Annotated in this window: 23 protein-coding genes; 9 read left to right on the top strand and 14 right to left on the bottom strand. The window is 34.4% G+C overall.

The features are described from left to right. The 5 genes from UH1x_RS02980 to UH1x_RS02960 all read right to left on the bottom strand — a co-directional run bounded on the left by UH1x_RS02980 (position 1) and on the right by UH1x_RS02960 (position 4,822). Positions 1 to 999, bottom strand: a complete 999-nt coding sequence (locus UH1x_RS02980; protein ID WP_036155797.1) for an AAA family ATPase — start codon at positions 997 to 999, stop codon at positions 1 to 3. Next, positions 989 to 2,149 carry a DUF4350 domain-containing protein gene (locus tag UH1x_RS02975; protein ID WP_482624991.1) on the bottom strand — a complete coding sequence of 387 codons (1,161 nt, stop codon included), beginning with the start codon at positions 2,147 to 2,149 and terminating at the stop codon, positions 989 to 991. The genes UH1x_RS02980 and UH1x_RS02975 overlap by 11 nt, the downstream gene beginning before the upstream one ends. Before the next feature lie 61 nt (positions 2,150 to 2,210). After that, a complete protein-coding gene (locus UH1x_RS02970; protein ID WP_482624989.1) occupies positions 2,211 to 2,933 on the bottom strand; it encodes a DUF4129 domain-containing protein in 723 nt (240 codons plus the stop codon). A gap of 1 nt (position 2,934) precedes the next feature. Further along, on the bottom strand, positions 2,935 to 3,873 hold the full coding sequence (locus tag UH1x_RS02965) for a hypothetical protein (protein WP_482624987.1): 939 nt from the start codon (positions 3,871 to 3,873) through the stop codon (positions 2,935 to 2,937). Beyond that, positions 3,836 to 4,822, bottom strand: coding sequence for a stage II sporulation protein M (locus UH1x_RS02960; protein WP_482624985.1), 987 nt, complete (start codon positions 4,820 to 4,822; stop codon positions 3,836 to 3,838). The genes UH1x_RS02965 and UH1x_RS02960 overlap by 38 nt, the downstream gene beginning before the upstream one ends. A gap of 33 nt (positions 4,823 to 4,855) precedes the next feature. Between UH1x_RS02960 and UH1x_RS02955 the strand changes: the two genes are divergently transcribed. Both UH1x_RS02955 and UH1x_RS02950 read left to right on the top strand, forming a co-directional pair. After that, a complete protein-coding gene (locus UH1x_RS02955; RefSeq protein WP_482624983.1) occupies positions 4,856 to 5,581 on the top strand; it encodes an RDD family protein in 726 nt (241 codons plus the stop codon). A gap of 3 nt (positions 5,582 to 5,584) precedes the next feature. Continuing rightward, a complete protein-coding gene (locus UH1x_RS02950; protein WP_482624981.1) occupies positions 5,585 to 6,196 on the top strand; it encodes a trimeric intracellular cation channel family protein in 612 nt (203 codons plus the stop codon). Positions 6,197 to 6,350: 154 nt separating this feature from the next. Here the strand turns inward: UH1x_RS02950 and UH1x_RS02945 are convergent, their stop codons facing one another. Then, on the bottom strand, positions 6,351 to 7,070 hold the full coding sequence (locus UH1x_RS02945; RefSeq protein WP_482624979.1) for a peptidylprolyl isomerase: 720 nt from the start codon (positions 7,068 to 7,070) through the stop codon (positions 6,351 to 6,353). Between UH1x_RS02945 and UH1x_RS02940 the strand changes: the two genes are divergently transcribed. Then, positions 7,069 to 7,710, top strand: coding sequence for an NUDIX hydrolase (locus tag UH1x_RS02940; protein WP_482624977.1), 642 nt, complete (start codon positions 7,069 to 7,071; stop codon positions 7,708 to 7,710). The genes UH1x_RS02945 and UH1x_RS02940 overlap by 2 nt on opposite strands. A 26-nt stretch (positions 7,711 to 7,736) precedes the next feature. After that, entirely contained in the window at positions 7,737 to 8,543 is an 807-nt protein-coding gene (locus tag UH1x_RS02935) for a lysophospholipid acyltransferase family protein (RefSeq protein WP_482624975.1), read from the top strand. Here the strand turns inward: UH1x_RS02935 and UH1x_RS02930 are convergent. The 3 genes from UH1x_RS02930 to UH1x_RS02920 all read right to left on the bottom strand — a co-directional run bounded on the left by UH1x_RS02930 (position 8,540) and on the right by UH1x_RS02920 (position 11,241). Beyond that, positions 8,540 to 9,190: a hypothetical protein gene (locus UH1x_RS02930; protein WP_482624973.1), complete on the bottom strand. Its 651-nt coding sequence runs from the start codon at positions 9,188 to 9,190 to the stop codon at positions 8,540 to 8,542. The two genes, UH1x_RS02935 and UH1x_RS02930, sit on opposite strands and share 4 nt — an antisense overlap. A gap of 4 nt (positions 9,191 to 9,194) precedes the next feature. Beyond that, positions 9,195 to 9,689, bottom strand: coding sequence for an RNA polymerase sigma factor (locus tag UH1x_RS02925; protein WP_036155776.1), 495 nt, complete (start codon positions 9,687 to 9,689; stop codon positions 9,195 to 9,197). A 124-nt stretch (positions 9,690 to 9,813) separates the two neighbouring features. Next, positions 9,814 to 11,241 (bottom strand): amidohydrolase, encoded by a 1,428-nt coding sequence (locus UH1x_RS02920; RefSeq protein WP_482624971.1) that lies wholly within the window; start codon positions 11,239 to 11,241, stop codon positions 9,814 to 9,816. A 100-nt stretch (positions 11,242 to 11,341) separates the two neighbouring features. Between UH1x_RS02920 and UH1x_RS02915 the strand changes: the two genes are divergently transcribed. Next, positions 11,342 to 12,634, top strand: a complete 1,293-nt coding sequence (locus UH1x_RS02915; protein ID WP_482624969.1) for an NAD(P)/FAD-dependent oxidoreductase — start codon at positions 11,342 to 11,344, stop codon at positions 12,632 to 12,634. Between the two features lie 131 nt (positions 12,635 to 12,765). Further along, a complete protein-coding gene (locus UH1x_RS02910; protein ID WP_482624967.1) occupies positions 12,766 to 13,281 on the top strand; it encodes a hypothetical protein in 516 nt (171 codons plus the stop codon). Here UH1x_RS02910 and xerD read toward each other — a convergent pair. Further along, the gene (xerD, locus tag UH1x_RS02905; RefSeq protein WP_482624965.1) at positions 13,278 to 14,180 is read right to left on the bottom strand and encodes a site-specific tyrosine recombinase XerD; all 903 of its coding nucleotides are present in this window, start codon (positions 14,178 to 14,180) and stop codon (positions 13,278 to 13,280) included. The two genes, UH1x_RS02910 and xerD, sit on opposite strands and share 4 nt — an antisense overlap. A 185-nt stretch (positions 14,181 to 14,365) precedes the next feature. Here xerD and UH1x_RS02900 point away from each other — a divergent pair, with 185 nt between their 5' ends. From UH1x_RS02900 to aroQ, 3 genes are all read left to right on the top strand, one after another. Then, on the top strand, positions 14,366 to 14,836 hold the full coding sequence (locus tag UH1x_RS02900) for a hypothetical protein (protein WP_482624963.1): 471 nt from the start codon (positions 14,366 to 14,368) through the stop codon (positions 14,834 to 14,836). A gap of 195 nt (positions 14,837 to 15,031) precedes the next feature. Then, positions 15,032 to 15,550 carry an outer membrane beta-barrel protein gene (locus UH1x_RS02895; protein ID WP_482624961.1) on the top strand — a complete coding sequence of 173 codons (519 nt, stop codon included), beginning with the start codon at positions 15,032 to 15,034 and terminating at the stop codon, positions 15,548 to 15,550. A 67-nt stretch (positions 15,551 to 15,617) separates the two neighbouring features. Further along, positions 15,618 to 16,034 (top strand): type II 3-dehydroquinate dehydratase, encoded by a 417-nt coding sequence (aroQ, locus tag UH1x_RS02890; protein ID WP_482624959.1) that lies wholly within the window; start codon positions 15,618 to 15,620, stop codon positions 16,032 to 16,034. A gap of 120 nt (positions 16,035 to 16,154) precedes the next feature. On the opposite strand, the gene UH1x_RS02885 is transcribed toward aroQ, so the two are convergent. From UH1x_RS02885 to UH1x_RS02870, 4 genes are all read right to left on the bottom strand, one after another. Next, the gene (locus UH1x_RS02885; RefSeq protein ID WP_482624957.1) at positions 16,155 to 16,442 is read right to left on the bottom strand and encodes a DUF3817 domain-containing protein; all 288 of its coding nucleotides are present in this window, start codon (positions 16,440 to 16,442) and stop codon (positions 16,155 to 16,157) included. A gap of 21 nt (positions 16,443 to 16,463) precedes the next feature. Continuing rightward, on the bottom strand, positions 16,464 to 17,855 hold the full coding sequence (lpdA, locus tag UH1x_RS02880; protein ID WP_482624955.1) for a dihydrolipoyl dehydrogenase: 1,392 nt from the start codon (positions 17,853 to 17,855) through the stop codon (positions 16,464 to 16,466). A gap of 196 nt (positions 17,856 to 18,051) precedes the next feature. Continuing rightward, positions 18,052 to 18,549 (bottom strand): peptide-methionine (R)-S-oxide reductase MsrB, encoded by a 498-nt coding sequence (gene msrB, locus UH1x_RS02875; protein WP_482624953.1) that lies wholly within the window; start codon positions 18,547 to 18,549, stop codon positions 18,052 to 18,054. 159 nt (positions 18,550 to 18,708) lie between these two features. Further along, positions 18,709 to 19,272 carry a collagen-like triple helix repeat-containing protein gene (locus UH1x_RS02870; RefSeq protein ID WP_482624951.1) on the bottom strand — a complete coding sequence of 188 codons (564 nt, stop codon included), beginning with the start codon at positions 19,270 to 19,272 and terminating at the stop codon, positions 18,709 to 18,711. Positions 19,273 to 19,404 lie beyond the last annotated feature (132 nt).

The raw sequence follows: 19,404 nt of genomic DNA, 5'->3' as shown, positions 1-19,404 counted from the left end.
TTATCTTGGAATTTCTATAGTTTGAATAAGGTCGCTAATCATCTTCTCAGCAGTATAGCCTTCCATTTCCCTTTCAGGGGTCAAGATAATTCTATGACCTAGAATAGGACCTACTACTTTTTTAATATCATCGGGAGTAATAAAATCTCTTCCGTTGATGGCTGCAACTGCTTTAGAAGCATCTAAAATAGCTATAGAAGCTCTTGGCGATGCACCTAGATATAAATTAGCATTTGTTCTAGTATTGTTGACAATAGCGGCAATATACTTTAGTAAGTTATCTTCAACGATAATATCTTTTATCACTAATTGATAAGCTGCAATCTGTTCGGCTGAAAGAACGGAATCTATTAGTGCTTCAACGTTCGTATTTTTCTGTTGATGTTTGTTTTCAAGTATCTGTATTTCTTCTTCTAAAGTTGGGTAGTGTACATTTATCTTAAATAGAAAACGGTCTAATTGAGCTTCTGGCAGTCTATATGTGCCTTCCTGCTCAACAGGGTTTTGTGTAGCAAAGACCAAAAATGGAGGCTGCATTTCAAATTCATTTCCATCAATAGTAATCTGTCGTTCCGCCATAGCTTCAAAAAGAGCGGCTTGGGTTTTGGCTGGTGCTCTGTTTATCTCATCAATTAGAATAATATTAGAGAATATAGGACCTTTTTTAAATTCAAATTCTGAGGTTTTTACATTAAAAATGGAAGTACCCAAAATATCGCTTGGCATTAAATCTGGCGTAAACTGAATTCTACTAAAATCTACGTTCATTGTTTTTGCCAAAAGCTTTGCGGTCACTGTTTTGGCAACACCGGGTACGCCTTCAATAAGTGAATGCCCATTTGCCAAAATAGAAACAATCAGTAACTCGATCATATCTTGTTGACCTATAATTACTTTTCCTAATTCAGATTTAACCTTGGCTACAGATTCTTGTAATTTAGAGAGATCAATGCGTGAATTAAATTCTACGTTGTTTTCATCCTGTGTATTATCTTCCATAAGATTGTTTAAATGTATTTATTTTCTGAACTAGGGTTAGAGAATCCTGTTCAGTATGTACCGTTTTGTTTTTTAGACTAAGTATGAGTTCAATTAAAGCTTTTGTTTCTTCTTTAGGTTTACCTGCTTTAGCACTTAATTGGGTTATTAGATTCTCATCTAAAACTGAAGTGTTTAGGTAGTACTTATTTCTAATGTGCGTTAAAAAATAAGTTATCTTTTTATTGTTCAAATTAGTATAATCCCTATGCTGATAATATAGTGATCCAACAGTTTTTGCAAATTCTACAGAAGAGTTTTCTAAAGGTTTAATAATAGGTATGATTCGCTGTTCTCGTTTTGCTCTAAATATTACAAAAAGCAGCAGACCTATAACAAGTAAGTAATAACTCCATTTTAATGCTGGCTGGTTCAATATAAACCGCATAGGTGAAGTAATAACTTTTCTGCCAGATTTCTTGTAATCGTCCCAATACAAAAGTTTGTCGTTTAGGTAGGAAAAACTTTGAACACTGTAATTACTATTATCACCCAAAACGTAAAAGTTGGTATAGGCAACTGGTAAGGTATTTATCAAGAAATTTCCCTTGCCAAAACTTGTTTTAATAAAGTTGGGTCTAACTTTAATTTCATCTACGTTATTTTCTAAAAAGGTAGAAGACTTAAACTGTAGGTGTCCTAGAATTTCTGTTTTTAAGGTATCTACACTTGCAAAATAACTAGGGTCAACACCTCTTGTAAAATAGAAATGTTCTTGTTCAAAATTTTGATTGGTAAACGAAGCTTTTACAGAATCTTCTTGAATGTCATATTGTTGTCTGATTTCAATATTTAATGTATCAGCTAATTGACCTGTAAGATTGTTGCTAGCTATAAAAACTTGATTGCCGTCAGCTACATATTTTAAAATTTGATTAGTCTCTTGCTCATCTAAATAGACAAAATCGTTGATGATTAAATAATTGGAGCGTATGGAGCTATCTCGTTGAATTAGAATATCGTACATGCTATTTTCGACAGATTCAATTTCGTTTTTCGAAAATATGTTTGGTAGTTCGTTAAACAGAACAAAACAGCCAAACGGAATTTTAGAAACCGATGTGTAAGAAGGTCTCCAATTTATGGGTCTAGGACGCACAATTTCTGTCACGATGATACCAATTAGCACCGCAATCAAAAGCCCAAGTATTATTTTAGAACGCTTACCCAAGTTATGTTTGAATTTGTTTGTTGATCGATTCAAAATCCAAAACCGATTTCGTGTATTTATTATTATCTATAGTTTGCTCGCCATACCATATGTAATCGTATAGGTAGGCTATTTGCTTAAATCTCTTTTGTATTTCTGGCTGTTCTATTTCAGAAAGGTAGTCAGAGTTTGTTTTGTCAAAATGCCATTCTATAATATCACTTTTAGATAATTTTTGTAATGTGAGTAGAAACTGGTAGCGTATAGCCAGTCTATAATCCTTGTTCTCAATAGCTGTGTTCAGTAACTTGTTTATGTCAATACCCTCTATATGCTCTTCTGTTAAGTTGATGTCATTAATGGTCTTTGCTTTTTTCTGAAAAAGTGAATTAAAATTTTCGTTGATCAGCACCTTAACGATGAGGTAAATGGCAAGAATTACCAGTAAAAAATAAATGAGATATTCAATGATTTGTAATACTTGCGGTGAAATGTTAATACCGAAAATATTACTTAATCCTTGTCCCACCCAATTTATGAATCGCGCCAGCAAGTTTTGAGATTCTCCAGTTTTAAATGTATAGTTAAACTCATCACCAGTATATTTTTTTGACAAATCTTCTTTATTGGTCCTAATGTTCAATATTGACGAAGAATCAATTTTTATGATACTATCATTTGAACCCTGCGCAAATGTGCAGAGAATGGTTAATTGGAAGAATGTGATGAGAAAAATATACTTCAATTTAATCGTTTTGACCTATTTGTTCTATGGTAGCTCTAGTATTTTCGTTGTATGTTTTTTCATAAAAGGCATAATATAAAACACCATTTACAAATTGACTAAGGCATTGACCGTACACCGCAATTATTAGTACAATACACGTGCCTAAGGTGTATACAATTGTTGAAACTATGGAATGTGAATAGTCTACGTTATTTTCAACAACATGAAAGGTATAGATACCTATGATAATACCAGGTACTATTAAAGCGATCATTAGTAAAATACCTAATAAGAGACCTAAGATAAAGTTGACACCTACAGATTTCCAGAAGTTAGTGGTTACTAATTTCCAACCTTCACCTAAAGCTTCTGTTACTCCTTTTTTCTTTTGTAGCATGTCAAAAAAAGAGACCCCTACCCATGCGGTTAAAAAGAATTGAACTATATATTGCCCAATAAACCCTACAATTGGGATTATAGCCAAAATAATGGCGGCAATGAGAAACACAAAATAAATAGGAATAAGTAATAATACGAATAAAAAGATATTTCCAAATTGACTCTTTGCCAGTTGCCAAACCACTTTTTTATCAACGTTTTTATCCCTAGTCTCAACGTATTTAATCATGTAACTAGTAGATAACGAATAGTTCAAGAAAGCGACACCTAAAAAAATAATGACGAATAAAAAGCCGCCAATGCCTAAGTAGATAAAATAGTCTTGTTCAAACTCTGTACCGTTGGCAAAAGAATTACTGCTAGATTCTTGTGCGATCATCCCTAAAAAACCAGATACCAATAGGTAACTAGTAATTAATAGACCTATTAAAAAAACACCATTGTAGCTTATAAAAACATTGGTAAAGTTTTTAATATTCTGTTTAAAAAAGTCGAAATAAACGGATACGATTCCGCCAAAATCACGGTTTACCCGTAACGGTATGTAATTGTCTTTCATGTTGGTGGTTGAGTATGATCGGGTATGCGATATAATAAAATATGATTAAAAATAAAGACACGCCTATAATAAGAAATGCCAACCAATTTGGCATACCTGTATATCGTGTAATGAAACCTTCGATAAAGCCGGCAATGATAAAAAACGGAATAGTGCTGACAACAACTTTTAGTCCATCTTTTGCACCTTTCATAAAGGAAACACGTCTAGAGTACGTTTTGGGAAATAGTATGCTATTGCCCATTATTAAGCCAGCGCACCCCGCAATGATAATAACTGAAATTTCTATGGTACCATGTAGCCATATTTGTTTATTAGCTTCAAAGAAAACCCCTTTTGTATAAAAGAAGGTGATGAATGCACCAAGCATTACTCCGTTACTGAAAAGAATATAGCCAGTACCAATACTGGTTATTACACCAAAAGCAAAGGCAAGAAATGCAACTCTTATATTGTTTATAGTAATACCTAAAAAAGAACCAATTTCACTACCACCTTTATAGATAGCTGCAGGATCGCCGTTGGCAATATTATTTAAGGTTTCATTTACGTATGCATCACCTAAAATTAAACGAACAAAGGTAGAGTCGTTCAAAGCAGATAATGAACCAATGGCAGAAGCTATTATAAATATTAAGAAAGCGATACCTAATGTGTAATGATATTGCTTGAAAAAAAGTGGGAATTCATAAAGCCAAAAGCTAAGAATTCGGTTTTTGCTTTCTTTTTTATTCTTATATATTTTTTGATGAGCTTGAGAAGCTAATTCATTTAAATACAATAAAGTCTTACTTTCTGCGTAATACGTTTGCGCGTAGGCTAAATCATTTGTTAGTTGAATGTAGCCATTGGCAAGTTCATCTGGGTTAGAAGCAGCACCAAGGTTGATAGCTTTTTCGAATGCTATCCATTTTTCCTTATTTTGCTTTACAAAAGCAGCTTCGCGCATAAACTATATTTACCTTGTTAAATTTAAGACTTAATGAATAACCTTCAAATCAATACAACGCAAAATGTTAACCTTAATTATACTATTGTTGGTATTGGTGAGCGAATTGTGGCATTTTTTATAGATGCATTTATATTATATCTCTATTATATTCTGGTCGATTTAATTGGCGATGCAGTGGGTTATGTTTATAATGATGGATGGACACAGAGAGGTATTGTGGGCTTAATTTCTTTACCAGCAATGTTTTACAGTTTATTGATGCATATTATATTTAATGGAAGAACTGTTGGTAAAATGATTATGAAGATGCGGGTAGTGTCAGTTGATGGCTCGCCGGTAAACTGGAGCAATTATTTAATTCGTTGGATGCTTCGTTTGGTAGATATTTGGATTTTTGTAGGCTCCATTGGTATACTTTCTATTTTATTTTCAGAAAAAAGACAACGCTTGGGTGATGCCGCAGCTGGTACTGTGGTCATAAGTACTAAGAACAAAACAAAGGTTTCTCATACCATTTTAGAAGAAGTAGAGGATACGTATGTGCCCACATTTGTTAACGTTACCATGTTGACAGATAAAGATGTAAGACTGATCAAAGAAACCTTTGGTATAGCTAAAAAAAGTAATGATTTTAAAACACTAAAAGCACTTAGAGACAAAGTAGATAGTATATTGCAGACCAATTCAGAATTGTATGATATTCCATATTTGGATACCGTGCTAAAAGATTATAATTACTTTACCCAAAAGATATAATCAATGTTTTATTCTATCATTGATATTTTAGGAACTATCGCATTTGCCATTTCAGGAGTTTTGGTTGCTATGGATAAAAAGCTAGATGCATTTGGTGTCTTTATCATTGCATTTGTAACAGCCGTTGGTGGAGGTACCCTGCGTGATCTATTAATTGGTATTAGACCTGTTGGTTGGTTGAATGCACCTATGCACTTGCTTATAATCGTAATTACAGTATTACTTGCGATTATTTTTGTAAAGCAATTGAAATATATAAGAAAGTCACTATTTCTTTTTGATACTATTGGTATAGGTTTATACACCATGGTGGGTATTGAAAAAGGTTTAGCAGCAGATTTACCAATTGTTATGTGTATTGCTTTAGGTACGATCACAGCTTGTTTTGGTGGAGTAATTAGAGATATTCTATGTAATGAAATACCGGTAATATTTAGAAAGGAAATTTATGCAACCGTATGTATTTTGGGCGGATTGGTTTATTTTCTTTTAATTCAATTTCCAATACAAAATACCATAGCCTATTCTATGGCAATTGTAACCATAATCATTATGAGGATATTGGCGGTACGTTTTAAAATTTCGCTCCCAAATATTTATCGCAAAGAAATGTGAGTTTTTTAGAGTATTTAGCTTCGCTAAATAATTGTATTTTAACCAACAACCAACAACCAACAACCAACAACCAACAGCCAACAGCCAACAGCCAACAACCAACAGCCAACAGCCAACAGCCAACAGCCAACAGCCAACAGCCAACAGCCAACTACTACTCTAAAATTTCGGCTTTTTCAATGTAAATGTTCTGTAAAGGCCAATCACCTTTTTCAACCGGTACATTATTAATTTTATCAACCACGTCCATACCTTCTATAACTCTACCAAAGGGAGTGTATTCGTCATCTAAATGATAAGACCCAGGATTGGTTACCACTATAAAAAATTCAAAAGGGCTGGCCAACATATGAGGGTTATCCATTTCGCTACTAGGCATAGAAACAGTACCTCTATGATGTTTATGACCTTTTCGGGTGTCAGGTGGTAATAAATATCTTCCTAAATCATTTCTTTTCTTTCCGGTTCGTTCATCATCAGAATTTCCACCCTGAATAATGAAATTTTTCACAACTCTATGAAATTGAGTGTAATCAAAATAACCTTTTTCGGTCAGATAAATGAAATTTGCCCTATGATAGGGCACGTTCTCAAATAATTCTATGGTAAAGCTACCTAGGTTTGTAGTGATTTTAACCTTATTCGATTTTAAAGTTTTTTCGTAGTTAAAAAAGAAATCTATAGCATTGTCTTCGGTCAGTTCAAAAGCTTCTTCTTGCTCCTCTATTATAACTTCTTTTTCTGTAATTTTAGTAGAGTCTAATGCAGTCGATGATTGAGAAGTTGTATTGTCAACCTTCTTAGGGGTATCTTTGCAGCTAGCAAAAGCTACAATAGCAACGAAAAGGAATATATTGAATTTAAGTGAACGCATGGATTTCAATTTTTTTGAACAACGAATATCAAAAATAAAGGATCTACCGCTACCTGGAGAAGCTTCACAGTACAAAATGGCACCAGAAAGTCGTATTGAAGATTTGCAGCGAATTAACCTTTCAAAGAAGAATCCAAGAAAGGCGGCAGTTATGGCATTGTTTTATCCAACGGTAAATCAAAATACCAATCTTCTGTTGATATTGAGAAAAACGTATGAGGGCGTTCATTCTAATCAAGTAGGTTTTCCAGGCGGTAAAGCGGAAAAGACTGATGATGGTTTGTTGAACACCGCACTACGAGAAACCTATGAAGAAGTAGGGGTAGAGCCAAATGATGTTACTCTGGTAAAAGAAATTTCAGAAATTTTTATACCGCCAAGTAATTTTATTGTGCAACCATATATAGGACTTTATAAAGAGCCTAAACCCTTTGTAAAACAAGAGACTGAGGTAGAGTTGATTCTAGAAGTTCCAATACTGGATTTCTTAGATGAAGCAAAAGTGGTCTCTAAAAAAATAACTACTTCTTATGCTGTAGATATTGAAGTACCTGCCTTTAAATTAAACGGTTATATTGTTTGGGGTGCTACGGCGATGATGTTGAATGAGATTAAAGAGTTATTAAAACAAGTGTTATAAGGCATATTTATTTATTTTAGCATTCTATGGGATTATTTGATAAAAACCCTTTTGGGCATAACTTATTCATTAAAAAATGGCTAATTCGTATTTTGGCCGTGCTTTCGCATCAGCGTTATAAGGGTTTTAATACCTTGGAAATTGAAGGCTCTGACATTATTAGAAATCTGCCTGATAGAAATGTGCTATTCGTAAGTAATCATCAAACTTACTTTGCGGATGTAGTAGCTATGTTTCATGTATTCAATGCTAGTTTAAGCGGTAGAGAAGATTCAATTAAAAACCTAGGTTACATATGGCAACCAAAATTGAATATGTATTATGTTGCGGCTGCAGAGACTATGAGAAAAAGTCTATTGACTAAAATTATGGCATATGCCGGTTCTGTTAGTGTAGAAAGAACATGGCGTTCAGAAGGGAAAGATGTAAAGAGACAAGTGAAAATGAGCGATATCTCTAGTATTGGTAAAGCTTTAAACGATGGTTGGGTAATCACCTTTCCTCAAGGAACTACAACACCTTGGAAACCTTTAAGAAAAGGAACTGCGCATATTATTAAAAAATATAAGCCGGTTGTGGTACCAGTAGTTATTGACGGATTTAGACGCTCTTTTGATAAGAAAGGTCTTCGTGTTAAGAAAAAAGGAATTCTTCAATCAATGGTCATTAAAGAACCATTACAGATAGATTATGAGAATGAATCTTCTGAGTCTATAATTGAGAAATTAGAATATGCCATTGAGCAACACCCTTCATTTTTAAAGGTGATTTCTAAAAAGGATTTATTGGCAGTTGAAGAAGAAAACAAGCAGCGAAAGTGGAAACAGTCTTAGATTGCTAAATGTTTTAATTCACTGTAGTTGTGCTTCAATTTTCTAAGTAATAGGCCATAAAGTAAAAAGTAGATTCCACCAACTGCAAGCGTTAAGATGACACCAAAAATACCTATAGATAGCATAATGGTAATTTTTAGCTTTTCTGCAGATATGTTTTCTAGACTATCTTTTAGTTCAGGGAAAGCTGAGATAATATTATCGTTCAGGTAAACACCAATAATCATTACTATTATTGTTACCATAATCATAGATAAAGAAAAGATGACGTAGTGTTTAACGGTTTTTCTGGTCTTTATTATTTTCTTCATCAGGTTTTTAGAATTATCTAAAACTGAGATTTCCTTAAATCTTTTATAGAATTGGAAGATGAAGTAAAATGCTACCAAATAGGTTAAGCCAGATAATACTTTTAAGTATTTGGCAATACCTATATTTTCATAAATTTCCATTCCATCTCTAAATGAAGGTACAAAGTATAAAAGTTGAGGTACGGTAAACTCTAATATGCTAATAATAAGTATCCATTTAACGATAGAGGAAGATTTCTTCCATATCATTTTATGAATTTCATCATAGCTCAATTTAGGAACGTTAAATTCCTTTTTCTGCCAGTCTTTTTTCAATAATTCCAGTTCGTCCGTCATACTCTTATGGGTTCAAAATGGTTCTTAATTTTGTTTTGATACGATTCATCTTCACTCGTGCATTTACTTCGGTAATACCCAAAGTTTCTGAGATTTCAGTATAATTTTTATCCTCCAGATATAAAAAAACCAATGCTTTGTCAACATCGTTCAACTGCTTTACCGCTTTGTACATCAGCTTTAATTGCAATTCTTCGGTTTCATCATACTCATCTGCCTTGATTTTAAAAATTATAGACTCATAATCGGCGGTATCAATTCTTCTTTTATTTTTTCGGTATAAAGTGATGGCGGTATTCAATGCCACACGATACATCCATGTACTAAACTTTGCATCGCCCCTGAATTTAGGGTAAGCTTTCCATAATTGAATAGTGATTTCTTGAAACAGATCATTGTGAGAGTCGCGGTCATTTGTGTACAGTGTACAGACTTTATGGACAATATTTTGATTGTCCTGTAGCTCGGTCACAAATTTGTGTTCAAGGTCTTTCTTCACTATTGGTTGGTTGTTGTTAGCATGTTAGTCTAATAAAAGTTTCATTTGTTACAAGAATTCTTTAATAAAATAAAAAAAGTGCCAAAATTGACTTTGGCACTTTTTATAGTATATTCTTTTAGAATTATTTTCTGTAATCTAGTGCTGGAGCTCTATCCCCCAAAAGCGGAATATACTTGAAATCTGCACCTCTTTTTTCTAAGAACTCAGCTTTGGCAGATGCTACCAATTTTTTATCCTTGAATAAATCAATTGCGGTCATCGTCAATGTTTTTGCAGCGATCATCATACCTTTGTTACCTATAGATGTTCCGCCAGCGGCAACTGCTTGCCAGCTATGCGCCGGCGTGCCTGGTACCCAAGTAGCAGTACTAAAACCAACAGTTGGTACGGTGAAACTAACATCGCCAACATCTGTAGAACCAAATGCTTTAGCTTCGGTTTTGTATGGTTGTACGTTCTTTGCCGTAGCAAGATCAGCCTTTTCTTGACCTAATGTTTTTGCGATTTTATCGGCAAAATCCTTTTCTTCTGTTGTATATTCCATTCCGCCTACTTCAGATAAGTTTTGGTGCATCACTTCCTGTAAAGTAAGATTTGGTAGTAACTCATGCGTACCACCGATCATTTCATAATCCATAGTGGTACCTGTACCTAAAGCAGCACCTTCTGCAGCTTTTACCATACGATCAAAAATTTCTATAACGACATCACGTCTATTGTGGCGGGCATAGTAATATACTTCTGCAAAATCAGGAATAACGTTAGGTGCTTTACCACCATCTGTAATTACATAATGTATACGAGCTTCTTGTGGTATATGCTCACGCATCATATTTATCATCATATCCATAGCTTCAACACCATCTAATGCAGAACGACCTTTGTCTGGTGATGCCGCGGCATGAGCAGAAATACCGTGAAATCTAAATTTAGCCGATTTGTTAGCCAAAGCTGCGCCGGCACTTGCTGCATTTTGTGCTCCAGGGTGCCAATGTAGAGCAATGTCTACATCATTAAAAAGTCCCTCGCGAACCATATATACTTTCCCTGATCCACCTTCTTCCGCTGGTGTACCGTAAAAACGTATAGTTCCTTTAGACTTGTTGGCTTCTAACCAATCTTTCGTTGAAATGGCAGCAGCTGTAGAAGCCGTACCAAATAGATGGTGCCCACATGCATGACCTGCCGCCGCACCGGCAGATTCCTTTTCAGAAACCGCTTTTTGAGAAAGACCGGGTAAGGCATCGAATTCGCCCATTATGGCAATTACCGGACTGCCACTACCGTATTCAGCTATAAATGCAGTTGGTATACCGGCAACACCTTTTTTTATAGTAAAACCAGCATCTTGTAACGTCTTTTGAAGAAGACCGGAGCTTTGTTCTTCTTGGTATCCCATTTCTGCGAATTCCCAAATATTTTGAGCTATAATTCCGTATTCGTCACTTTTTTGCTCTAAATTTTTAATAATATCTTTTTCGCTCTTTTGAGCATTCATCGAATAAAAGGAAGTACCGAGTACTGCCAATAAAATAAGGGTTTTACGCATTTTGGTGATTGTTTGAGTTAGATCTTAAAGATACTAAAAACACATAATTATTTTAAAGTAGAAGTCCATTTGTTTAATTTCGCATTTAAGTATTCATACTATGAACATACCTCTTTCGAGCTATCCTAGAATTGTGATAATAGGTGGTGGTTTTGGCGGAGTCTCTCTAGCTAAAAAATTAAGTAAACAAGAAGTACAGGTCGTTCTTATCGATAAGAACAATTACCATACTTTTCAACCATTATTATATCAAGTATCTACAGGCGGTCTTGAGCCAGATTCTATAGCATACCCGTTGCGTAAAGTTTTAATAGGATATGATAATTTCTATTTCCGTTTAGCTGAAGTAGATAATATAGACACGGCTGCCAAAAAGTTGAATACTAATATTGGAGAAATTAGTTTTGACTATTTGGTTGTAGCAACAGGTTCTGAAACCAACTTCTTTGGTAATAAGGAGATTGAAAAGAATGCAATGTCTATGAAGTCAATTCCGCAATCGTTGAATCTTCGTAGTTTAATATTAGAGAATTTTGAACAAGCGCTTCTTACAGATGATTATCATGAAAGAGATGCGTTAATGAATTTCGTAATTGTAGGTGGTGGTCCAACAGGGGTAGAGTTGTCTGGTGCCTTGGCAGAAATAAAGAAAGGTATTTTACCAAAAGATTATCCGGATTTAGATACTAGAAGGGCACAGATAAATTTAGTGCAAGGAGGAGATTGCTTATTGCCGGGTTTTAGTGCGCAAGCATCAAAAAAAGCAGAGGACTTCTTAGAAAAATTAGGAGTGCAAGTATGGAAAGGAGTTAGGGTTACCGGGTATAATGGTAAAACGGTTACCACAAAAACAGATCTTAAATTTGATGCAGCTACTGTAGTTTGGGCTGCAGGGGTAAAAGGAGCCGGTATAAAAGGTTTAGATGCAGAAGGTGTAATTGCTGGAGGAAATAGAATAAATGTAAACGAATATAATCAGGTAATAGGTCATCCAGATATATTCGCTATAGGTGATATAGCTTGCATGGCAACAGAAGACAATCCTCGTGGGCACCCAATGGTAGCGCAACCGGCAATTCAACAAGGAAATTTATTGGGTAAAAACTTAGTGAACCTAATAGAGAACAAGCCTATGAAGCCATTTGTCTATTTTGATAAAGGTAGTATGGCTACTATTGGAAGAAACAAAGCGGTTTGCGATATTAAGAAATTCAGGTTCCAAGGTATTTTTGCTTGGTTTGTTTGGATGTTCGTACACCTTTTTTTCTTGATCGGATTTAGAAACAGAATGGTCGTATTTATCAATTGGGTATATAACTACATTCGATTTGATCGTGAAGCACGTTTAATCATTCGCCCATTCAAAAGAGATTACAGTCAGTTTAAAGATTAGGAGTATTTTAATTTATGTAGGATAGAAGTTTTCTAAATGCTTGGAAGTTAAATTTTTGCCAAGTATTTCGTTGGTTCTTGTTTTTAAAATATCTTTTGTAGGAATTTATTTCAATAATCGATATTTGACCTATGAAAATTCTTGTACAAAGTTTTCTATTTTTGTTTGTAGTTGTTTCTAAAGGTCAGGCAGTAGAAGAACCGCTAGGAGCAAATTTACCATCGTCATTAACCGGATTATCTATAACTGGGCACGCATATCCTGCTTCTGTAATTGGTGATGTTCATAAGTCGTTTATGTTGCAATACGGAGTTTCAAAATCGTTTCAATTAGAACTTCAAGGTTTTTATGATACGTATATTTTAAGTGAAAGATTTAGATCCAGTGTATTAGCTAAAGTGTACTTGAATAAACGATTATATTTACTTGGTGGGCTAGAAGCAGAGATAGCTACGGAAAATGCAGGTGTTGGACAAACACCATATCGTATTGGTTTTGTTACCGGAATAGGATATGATGTTGATCCTGATTTTATGATTGAGTTGAAAGCTAATGTACAATTCAACAACTCGAGCATAGGTGCTTTTGGTGAAAAGCATGTAGTAACACCCGCTGCACTTACAATAGGTAGTAAGTGGAAATTTTAATGATTTGTTCTAGGGTGATACGTATTCATGACCTCTGCTAAATGCGAACGGTCTACATGCATGTAAATTTCTGTAGTAGTAATACTTTCATGACCTAGCATTTGTTGAATAGAGCGTAAATCAGCACCGTTTTCTAGTAAGTGAGTAGCAAAAGAGTGTCTGAAGGTGTGGGGACTAATACTTTTCTTTAAATTAATTGTTATGGCTAAGTTTTTTACGATGGTAAATATCATTGCTCTGGTAAGTTGCCTGCCACGTCGGTTAAGAAATAGAATATCTTGAAATCCTTCCTGTATTTTTAAGTGAACTCTAATTTCATTTCTATAAATATCAATGTATTTTTTGTTCACCGCACTAATAGGTACAAAGCGTTGTTTGTCTCCTTTGCCGGTTACCTTTATAAAATCTTCCTCAAAAAACAGATCAGATATTTTTAATCCAATTAGTTCAGAAACTCTTAGTCCGCAACCATATAAAGTTTCAAGCATAGCCCTGTTACGTTCTCCTTCGGCAGAGCTTAAATCAATAGCGCCAATCAATTTATCTATTTCATTTTCAGAAAGTGTATCAGGTAATTTGCGACCAATTTTTGGTGATTCTATTAAATCTAATGGGTTGTCTTTTCGGTAATCTTCAAAAATCAAATAGTTAAAAAAACTTTTGAGTCCAGATATAATTCGCGCTTGTGATCTAGGATTGACCATTTTGGCAATTTCATAAATGAATTGTTGAACAGTACTTTTGTCAATTAGAACAGGTGTAGCGTTTATATTGTGGTTTTCAAGAAAAGACATTAGCTTTTCAATATCCATCGTATAGCTTTGAATAGAGTTTTTAGACAGCCCACGTTCAAGTTTAAGATAAGTGGTGTAATCTTTAAGCGCATGTTTCCAATTCATAGTTTAAAGATAGAAAATACATTAATCTTGTAGTGTTATTATAAAAATGTAATCATTTAATATTTTTTTGATAACACTAAGAAAATGTAAAAATTATATATTTACTTAAGAGTAAATCATTGAATATTAGATTTTTAATTTTATTCATTTTGAAATTTAATTAAAGTCATTAAGATTGAACAAAAATGAATAGAGCATTAATTATAGTAGTAATTTTTATTTTAGATATGAATACTTCATATGCACAATCTGATTATACTATCGCTGTTGGCTTAGGTGTTGATACTTTTGTGGAGGATACGGCTACCTTGGTTGGACCAAGTGCAAAATATTTTTTGGAAAAAGCACATGCTGTTCAGGGAGAAGTGATGTTCGAATCTGATTTGACGACCATAACGGCATTATATGAATATCATGGTAATATTTCTATTGCGACCGGACTTAAATGGTTTGCAGGAGTAGGACCATCATTTCTAGTATATGGTGATGGCTATGGAACAGAAATAGCCATTAGACCAATTGCGGGTCTTGACTATAAAATTAATGGAATACCATTGGCATTATCTTTAGATTGGAGACCATTTTTAGGTTTTGGATCTTTTTTAGGAAATTATGCAGGTGCATTCGGCGTTGGTATTAGGTACGTAATCAAATAAAAATATTAAAATTCATAATGTAAAAAGGGAAGCTAAGCTTCCCTTTTTACATTTTTACAACCTATATTTTCTAATTTATATAACGTATAACCTACCTAAATGTAAAATGTACAACTACTTTCATGGTGTTCACAACAAAGATGCCTGTAAGCTTAGTCTTACCTTTATTTTTGAAGAAAATAAACCAACCATACCATGAATAAGTATTTCATTTTATTATTTGCCTTATGTCTTTCTACCGGAATTTTTGCTCAAGAAGGCTTTAAATTCGGTATTCAAGGAGGTATTCCGCTAGATGATTATAATGAAGCGGTAAGTATTGTGTTAGGAGCAGATTTTTCATACATGTATCCGCTTGGTGAAGTAGTGGATATAGGACCGGCAGTAGGTTATATACATGGTTTTGCGGAAACCTTTCAAACAACTATTATTAGAGAAGAGCAAGAGGCTGTTCAGTTTTTGCCACTGTCTGCAGGGGTTCGTTTTTGGACATCAAATTATTTCTCATTTGGAGGTAATGTAGGTTATGCAATGGGCATTAATGATGGTAATGAGGGTGGTTTGTATTACAGACCTACAATAGCTTATTTAATGAGTTCAAGCGTTGAGGTCAATTTTTCTTATACAGGTATTGATATTGAAGAGACTACATGGTCTACAGTAACCTTGGGAATCGTTTACAATTTTGAGCCTAAATATAGAACTCGTCGCTAGAGAAATACTTTAATTTACTTCTCATATTTCTAATTCATTGTAAGGTAACATTCGTTATTTTTGATATATGAAGATTATCATTATAAATGGTCCCAACTTAAATTTATTAGGAAAAAGGGAGCCAGAAGTATACGGTTCAGAAACTTTTGAAGATTACTTTTCAAAACTGCAATTCAAATTTAAAGATGTTGAATTGGAATATTTTCAATCAAATATAGAAGGGGAGTTGATTTCTAAAATACAGGAAACCGGCTTTTCTTATGATGGTATCGTTTTGAATGCCGCAGCGTACACACATACATCTGTAGGTATTGGTGATGCCGTAAAAGCAGTTGAAACACCTGTGATAGAAGTTCACATATCTAATACTCACCAGCGCGAAGAGTTTAGGCATATATCTTATATATCACCAGTAGCAAGTGGTGTTATACTTGGTTTTGGTTTAAAAAGCTATGATTTGGCTATTGAAAGCTTTTTATTTTAAGTAGCGTAATTATATCAATAGCACTTTTGGTACTTACTTCTATATTTTTAAAATGGTACACTAGTGCCATTTTTAATAGATTTTTATAAAAGTGAGTCGTGATTTAATTGGAAATGAGCCCTAAGCGTTGTCTTCAGGTCTTAAATATTTCTCTTCTACATAGAAAGTAGCAAAAGGTAGCAATGAAGCTATACCAAAAATAAATATCTTTTTAAAACTCCATTTGTGTGTAAACCCTACTATTAAAGTTAGAGCGATAAAGGCAATGAAAAGTACGCCATGTGCGTAACCAACCAATTTATTAGGTTCTGGTATTTCTGCCCAATATTTTAAAGGCATGGTTACTCCGAACAACGCCAAATAGGAGATTCCTTCTAAAATTGCCGTTGCTCGAAATAATTTTAACATGCTATAATTTATTGTAATTAATTATAAATGGATAACCTCGTCATAAGCTGCTGCAGTTGCTTCCATAACAGCTTCGCTCATAGTTGGGTGTGGGTGAATAGCTTTTAGTACTTCGTGTCCTGTAGTTTCAAGTTTACGACCAAGAACCGCTTCGGCAATCATATCTGTAACACCTGCACCGATCATATGGCAACCTAGCCATTCGCCGTACTTGGCATCATAAATTACTTTAACGAATCCTTCATAAGCACCGGCAGCTTTTGCCTTACCACTTGCAGAGAAAGGAAATTTACCAACTTTAATTTCAATACCTTGTTCTCTAGCTTGCTTTTCGGTTAAACCAACGGAAGCAATTTCAGGAGAACAGTACGTACAACCTGGTATGTTACCATAATCTAATGGTTCAACGTGCATTTCCGCTAATTTTTCAACACATAAAATACCTTCTGCAGATGCCACGTGTGCAAGTGCAGGTCCTGGTGTAACATCACCTATGGCAAAATATCCTGGTATGTTTGTTTGGTAATAATCATTTACCAAAATCTTATCTCTATCGGTAGCAATACCAACATCTTCTAATCCTATATTTTCAATATTGGTTTTAATACCAACAGCAGATAATACGATATCAGCTTCAAGAACTTTTTCTCCTTTTGCTGTTTTTACCGTAGCTTTTACACCACTACCAGAAGTGTCTACCGAAGTAACTTCAGCAGATGTCATAATCTTAACTCCCGCTTTTTTGAAGCTTCTTTCTAGTTGTTTAGATACATCTTCATCTTCAACTGGTACAATGTTCGGTAAATATTCAACAACGGTAACTTCGGTCCCCATAGAGTTGTAGAAGTAAGCGAATTCAATACCAATAGCTCCACTACCAACAACAATCATTTTCTTTGGTTGCTTTTCTAAGGTCATTGCCTGTCTATACCCAATAATTTTCTTACCGTCTTGTGGTAAGCTAGGAAGTTCACGACTTCTAGCGCCAGTAGCTATAATAATATTATTAGCACTGTATTCCGTAGTAGAACCATCTTCAGCCTTAACAGAAACTTTCTTTCCAGCCTTTAAAGTTCCGTAACCTTTAATTACTTCAATTTTATTCTTCTTCATCAAGAACTGAACACCTTTGCTCATTCCGTCAGCAACGCCACGACTTCTTTTTACAACCGCATCAAAATCTTTATCGGCACCTTTAATTTTTAAACCGTAATCTTCTGCATGTTTCAAGTATTCAAATACTTGTGCAGATTTCAACAAAGCTTTGGTAGGTATACAACCCCAATTTAAGCAAACGCCGCCTAAACTTTCTTTTTCAATAATGGCAGTCTTAAAGCCTAATTGTGCAGCCCTAATTGCGGTAACATATCCGCCAGGACCACTACCTAAAACGATAATATCGAAAGTGCTCATATTTTGATTTTTTGTAGTTTTTATTGAAGTGCAAAAATACAAAACCTAATTGAGATTGATTGTAGGATTTTAAAATATGACCTTTATTATGAAATTGTGATATTTTGAAATAGGTCTAGTAAGTTTGCTATGAATGTTATAGAAACGAAAAAGAGGCCTTTAAAGGCCTCTTGTATCTAATATATTTTGTGGAAAATTATTCTGCAGGAACAAAATTTAAAGCCACACCATTTATGCAATGGCGTAAACCTGTAGGATTTGGTCCGTCTTCAAAAACATGACCTAAATGACCTCCACAAGTGGCGCAATGTTCTTCGGTTCTTTTGTAGCCAATTTTATAATCTACATCATAGGCTACGTTGCCTTCAATCTCTTCATAGAAGCTTGGCCATCCCGTACCAGAATCGAATTTTGTATAACTTTTAAATAGGGGAGTGGCACAGGCGGCACAAACGTAGGTCCCTTTTTCTTTATTCTCTAAAAGCTCACTAGTAAATGGGTTCTCAGTAGCAGCTTCACGAAGTACGTAATATTCAGAATCTGTCAACTCTTTCTTCCATTCGCTATTCGTTTTCTGTACAGCAAATTCTTTCTTATCACTCGTTTTTGTTGCGCTGGCCATCTCTTTTTCTTGAGAGGTTCCTTTACAGCTTACAAAAAGTACCAATAGGGCAATTGCAATATTAATTTTCATCTTTTCAATTTTTTTAATTCTGTCGGTGAAATTACCTATTCCTTTCAAGGTAATATATCTACGAGGTTTTTTGAGTTAAAGTTTTAATAAATGGAAATAAAAAAGCCTTTGAGAAATGCTCAAAGGCTTTAGCTTAAATAGGTTAATTACCCAGGGATATTATTGTAATGTTACTTTCTGTACTTCTTGTTCCGTAACACCTAAATGTGCCATTACGGAATTAATGTTTGAAGTGTCTAATTTGCCTGTTGTTGATTCTGCCGGTAAAACTGCAATTCTAAAAACCTGATTGTCAGTATCACCTGCTTGTAAGGTGGATAGGTCGAAATCAGATTCTAAGAATATATTGACATCTAAGAAGGTATAATCAAAGTTGTATTGTAACAAACCTTGATCTAAAATTCTGGTTTGTGGCATTAATCTCCAAATATCAACAGATTCACCATTGCTGTCTTCGGTAACATCCCAAAGCATGTAAACCAAAACAACATCAGTTTCAAAAACTTCTATTGTTTGTGGAAACTCGTAAAATATGGAATAGTCATTATCTAAGGTAAAGGTACCTTCAATATCCACTACTTGCCCTAAGATATTAATCCCATCTGCACCATCCGCACCGTCTACTCCATCAAACCCATCAAATCCTTGTGGCCCCTGTGGTCCTTCACATGATATAATAAATAAAGCTGCAAGTGCTCCAATAAATAAATTTAGTTTTCTCATAATGTTATAATTTTTCGGTTTGAGTTTTAATTTTGAAATGTTGTTTCAAAAAGCGTTCCATTTTTGGTATTTAGATATTTAAATCGGATATTAACTGCTAAATTATCAACAAAAATGAATTGAAGTCGGTTG

The organism is Maribacter sp. UH1 (genome assembly GCF_056839145.1).
This window is presented reverse-complemented; position numbering and strand designations above follow the sequence as displayed.

Coding starts and splice junctions, on each gene's coding strand:
- UH1x_RS02980 (WP_036155797.1), bottom strand. CDS start 999: ATGGAAGATAATACACAGGATGAAAACAACGTAGAATTTAATTCACGC.
- UH1x_RS02965 (WP_482624987.1), bottom strand. CDS start 3,873: ATGAAAGACAATTACATACCGTTACGGGTAAACCGTGATTTTGGCGGA.
- UH1x_RS02960 (WP_482624985.1), bottom strand. CDS start 4,822: ATGCGCGAAGCTGCTTTTGTAAAGCAAAATAAGGAAAAATGGATAGCA.
- UH1x_RS02955 (WP_482624983.1), top strand. CDS start 4,856: ATGAATAACCTTCAAATCAATACAACGCAAAATGTTAACCTTAATTAT.
- UH1x_RS02950 (WP_482624981.1), top strand. CDS start 5,585: ATGTTTTATTCTATCATTGATATTTTAGGAACTATCGCATTTGCCATT.
- UH1x_RS02940 (WP_482624977.1), top strand. CDS start 7,069: ATGGATTTCAATTTTTTTGAACAACGAATATCAAAAATAAAGGATCTA.
- UH1x_RS02945 (WP_482624979.1), bottom strand. CDS start 7,070: ATGCGTTCACTTAAATTCAATATATTCCTTTTCGTTGCTATTGTAGCT.
- UH1x_RS02935 (WP_482624975.1), top strand. CDS start 7,737: ATGGGATTATTTGATAAAAACCCTTTTGGGCATAACTTATTCATTAAA.
- UH1x_RS02930 (WP_482624973.1), bottom strand. CDS start 9,190: ATGACGGACGAACTGGAATTATTGAAAAAAGACTGGCAGAAAAAGGAA.
- UH1x_RS02920 (WP_482624971.1), bottom strand. CDS start 11,241: ATGCGTAAAACCCTTATTTTATTGGCAGTACTCGGTACTTCCTTTTAT.
- UH1x_RS02915 (WP_482624969.1), top strand. CDS start 11,342: ATGAACATACCTCTTTCGAGCTATCCTAGAATTGTGATAATAGGTGGT.
- UH1x_RS02910 (WP_482624967.1), top strand. CDS start 12,766: ATGAAAATTCTTGTACAAAGTTTTCTATTTTTGTTTGTAGTTGTTTCT.
- xerD (WP_482624965.1), bottom strand. CDS start 14,180: ATGAATTGGAAACATGCGCTTAAAGATTACACCACTTATCTTAAACTT.
- UH1x_RS02900 (WP_482624963.1), top strand. CDS start 14,366: ATGAATAGAGCATTAATTATAGTAGTAATTTTTATTTTAGATATGAAT.
- UH1x_RS02895 (WP_482624961.1), top strand. CDS start 15,032: ATGAATAAGTATTTCATTTTATTATTTGCCTTATGTCTTTCTACCGGA.
- aroQ (WP_482624959.1), top strand. CDS start 15,618: ATGAAGATTATCATTATAAATGGTCCCAACTTAAATTTATTAGGAAAA.
- UH1x_RS02885 (WP_482624957.1), bottom strand. CDS start 16,442: ATGTTAAAATTATTTCGAGCAACGGCAATTTTAGAAGGAATCTCCTAT.
- lpdA (WP_482624955.1), bottom strand. CDS start 17,855: ATGAGCACTTTCGATATTATCGTTTTAGGTAGTGGTCCTGGCGGATAT.
- msrB (WP_482624953.1), bottom strand. CDS start 18,549: ATGAAAATTAATATTGCAATTGCCCTATTGGTACTTTTTGTAAGCTGT.
- UH1x_RS02870 (WP_482624951.1), bottom strand. CDS start 19,272: ATGAGAAAACTAAATTTATTTATTGGAGCACTTGCAGCTTTATTTATT.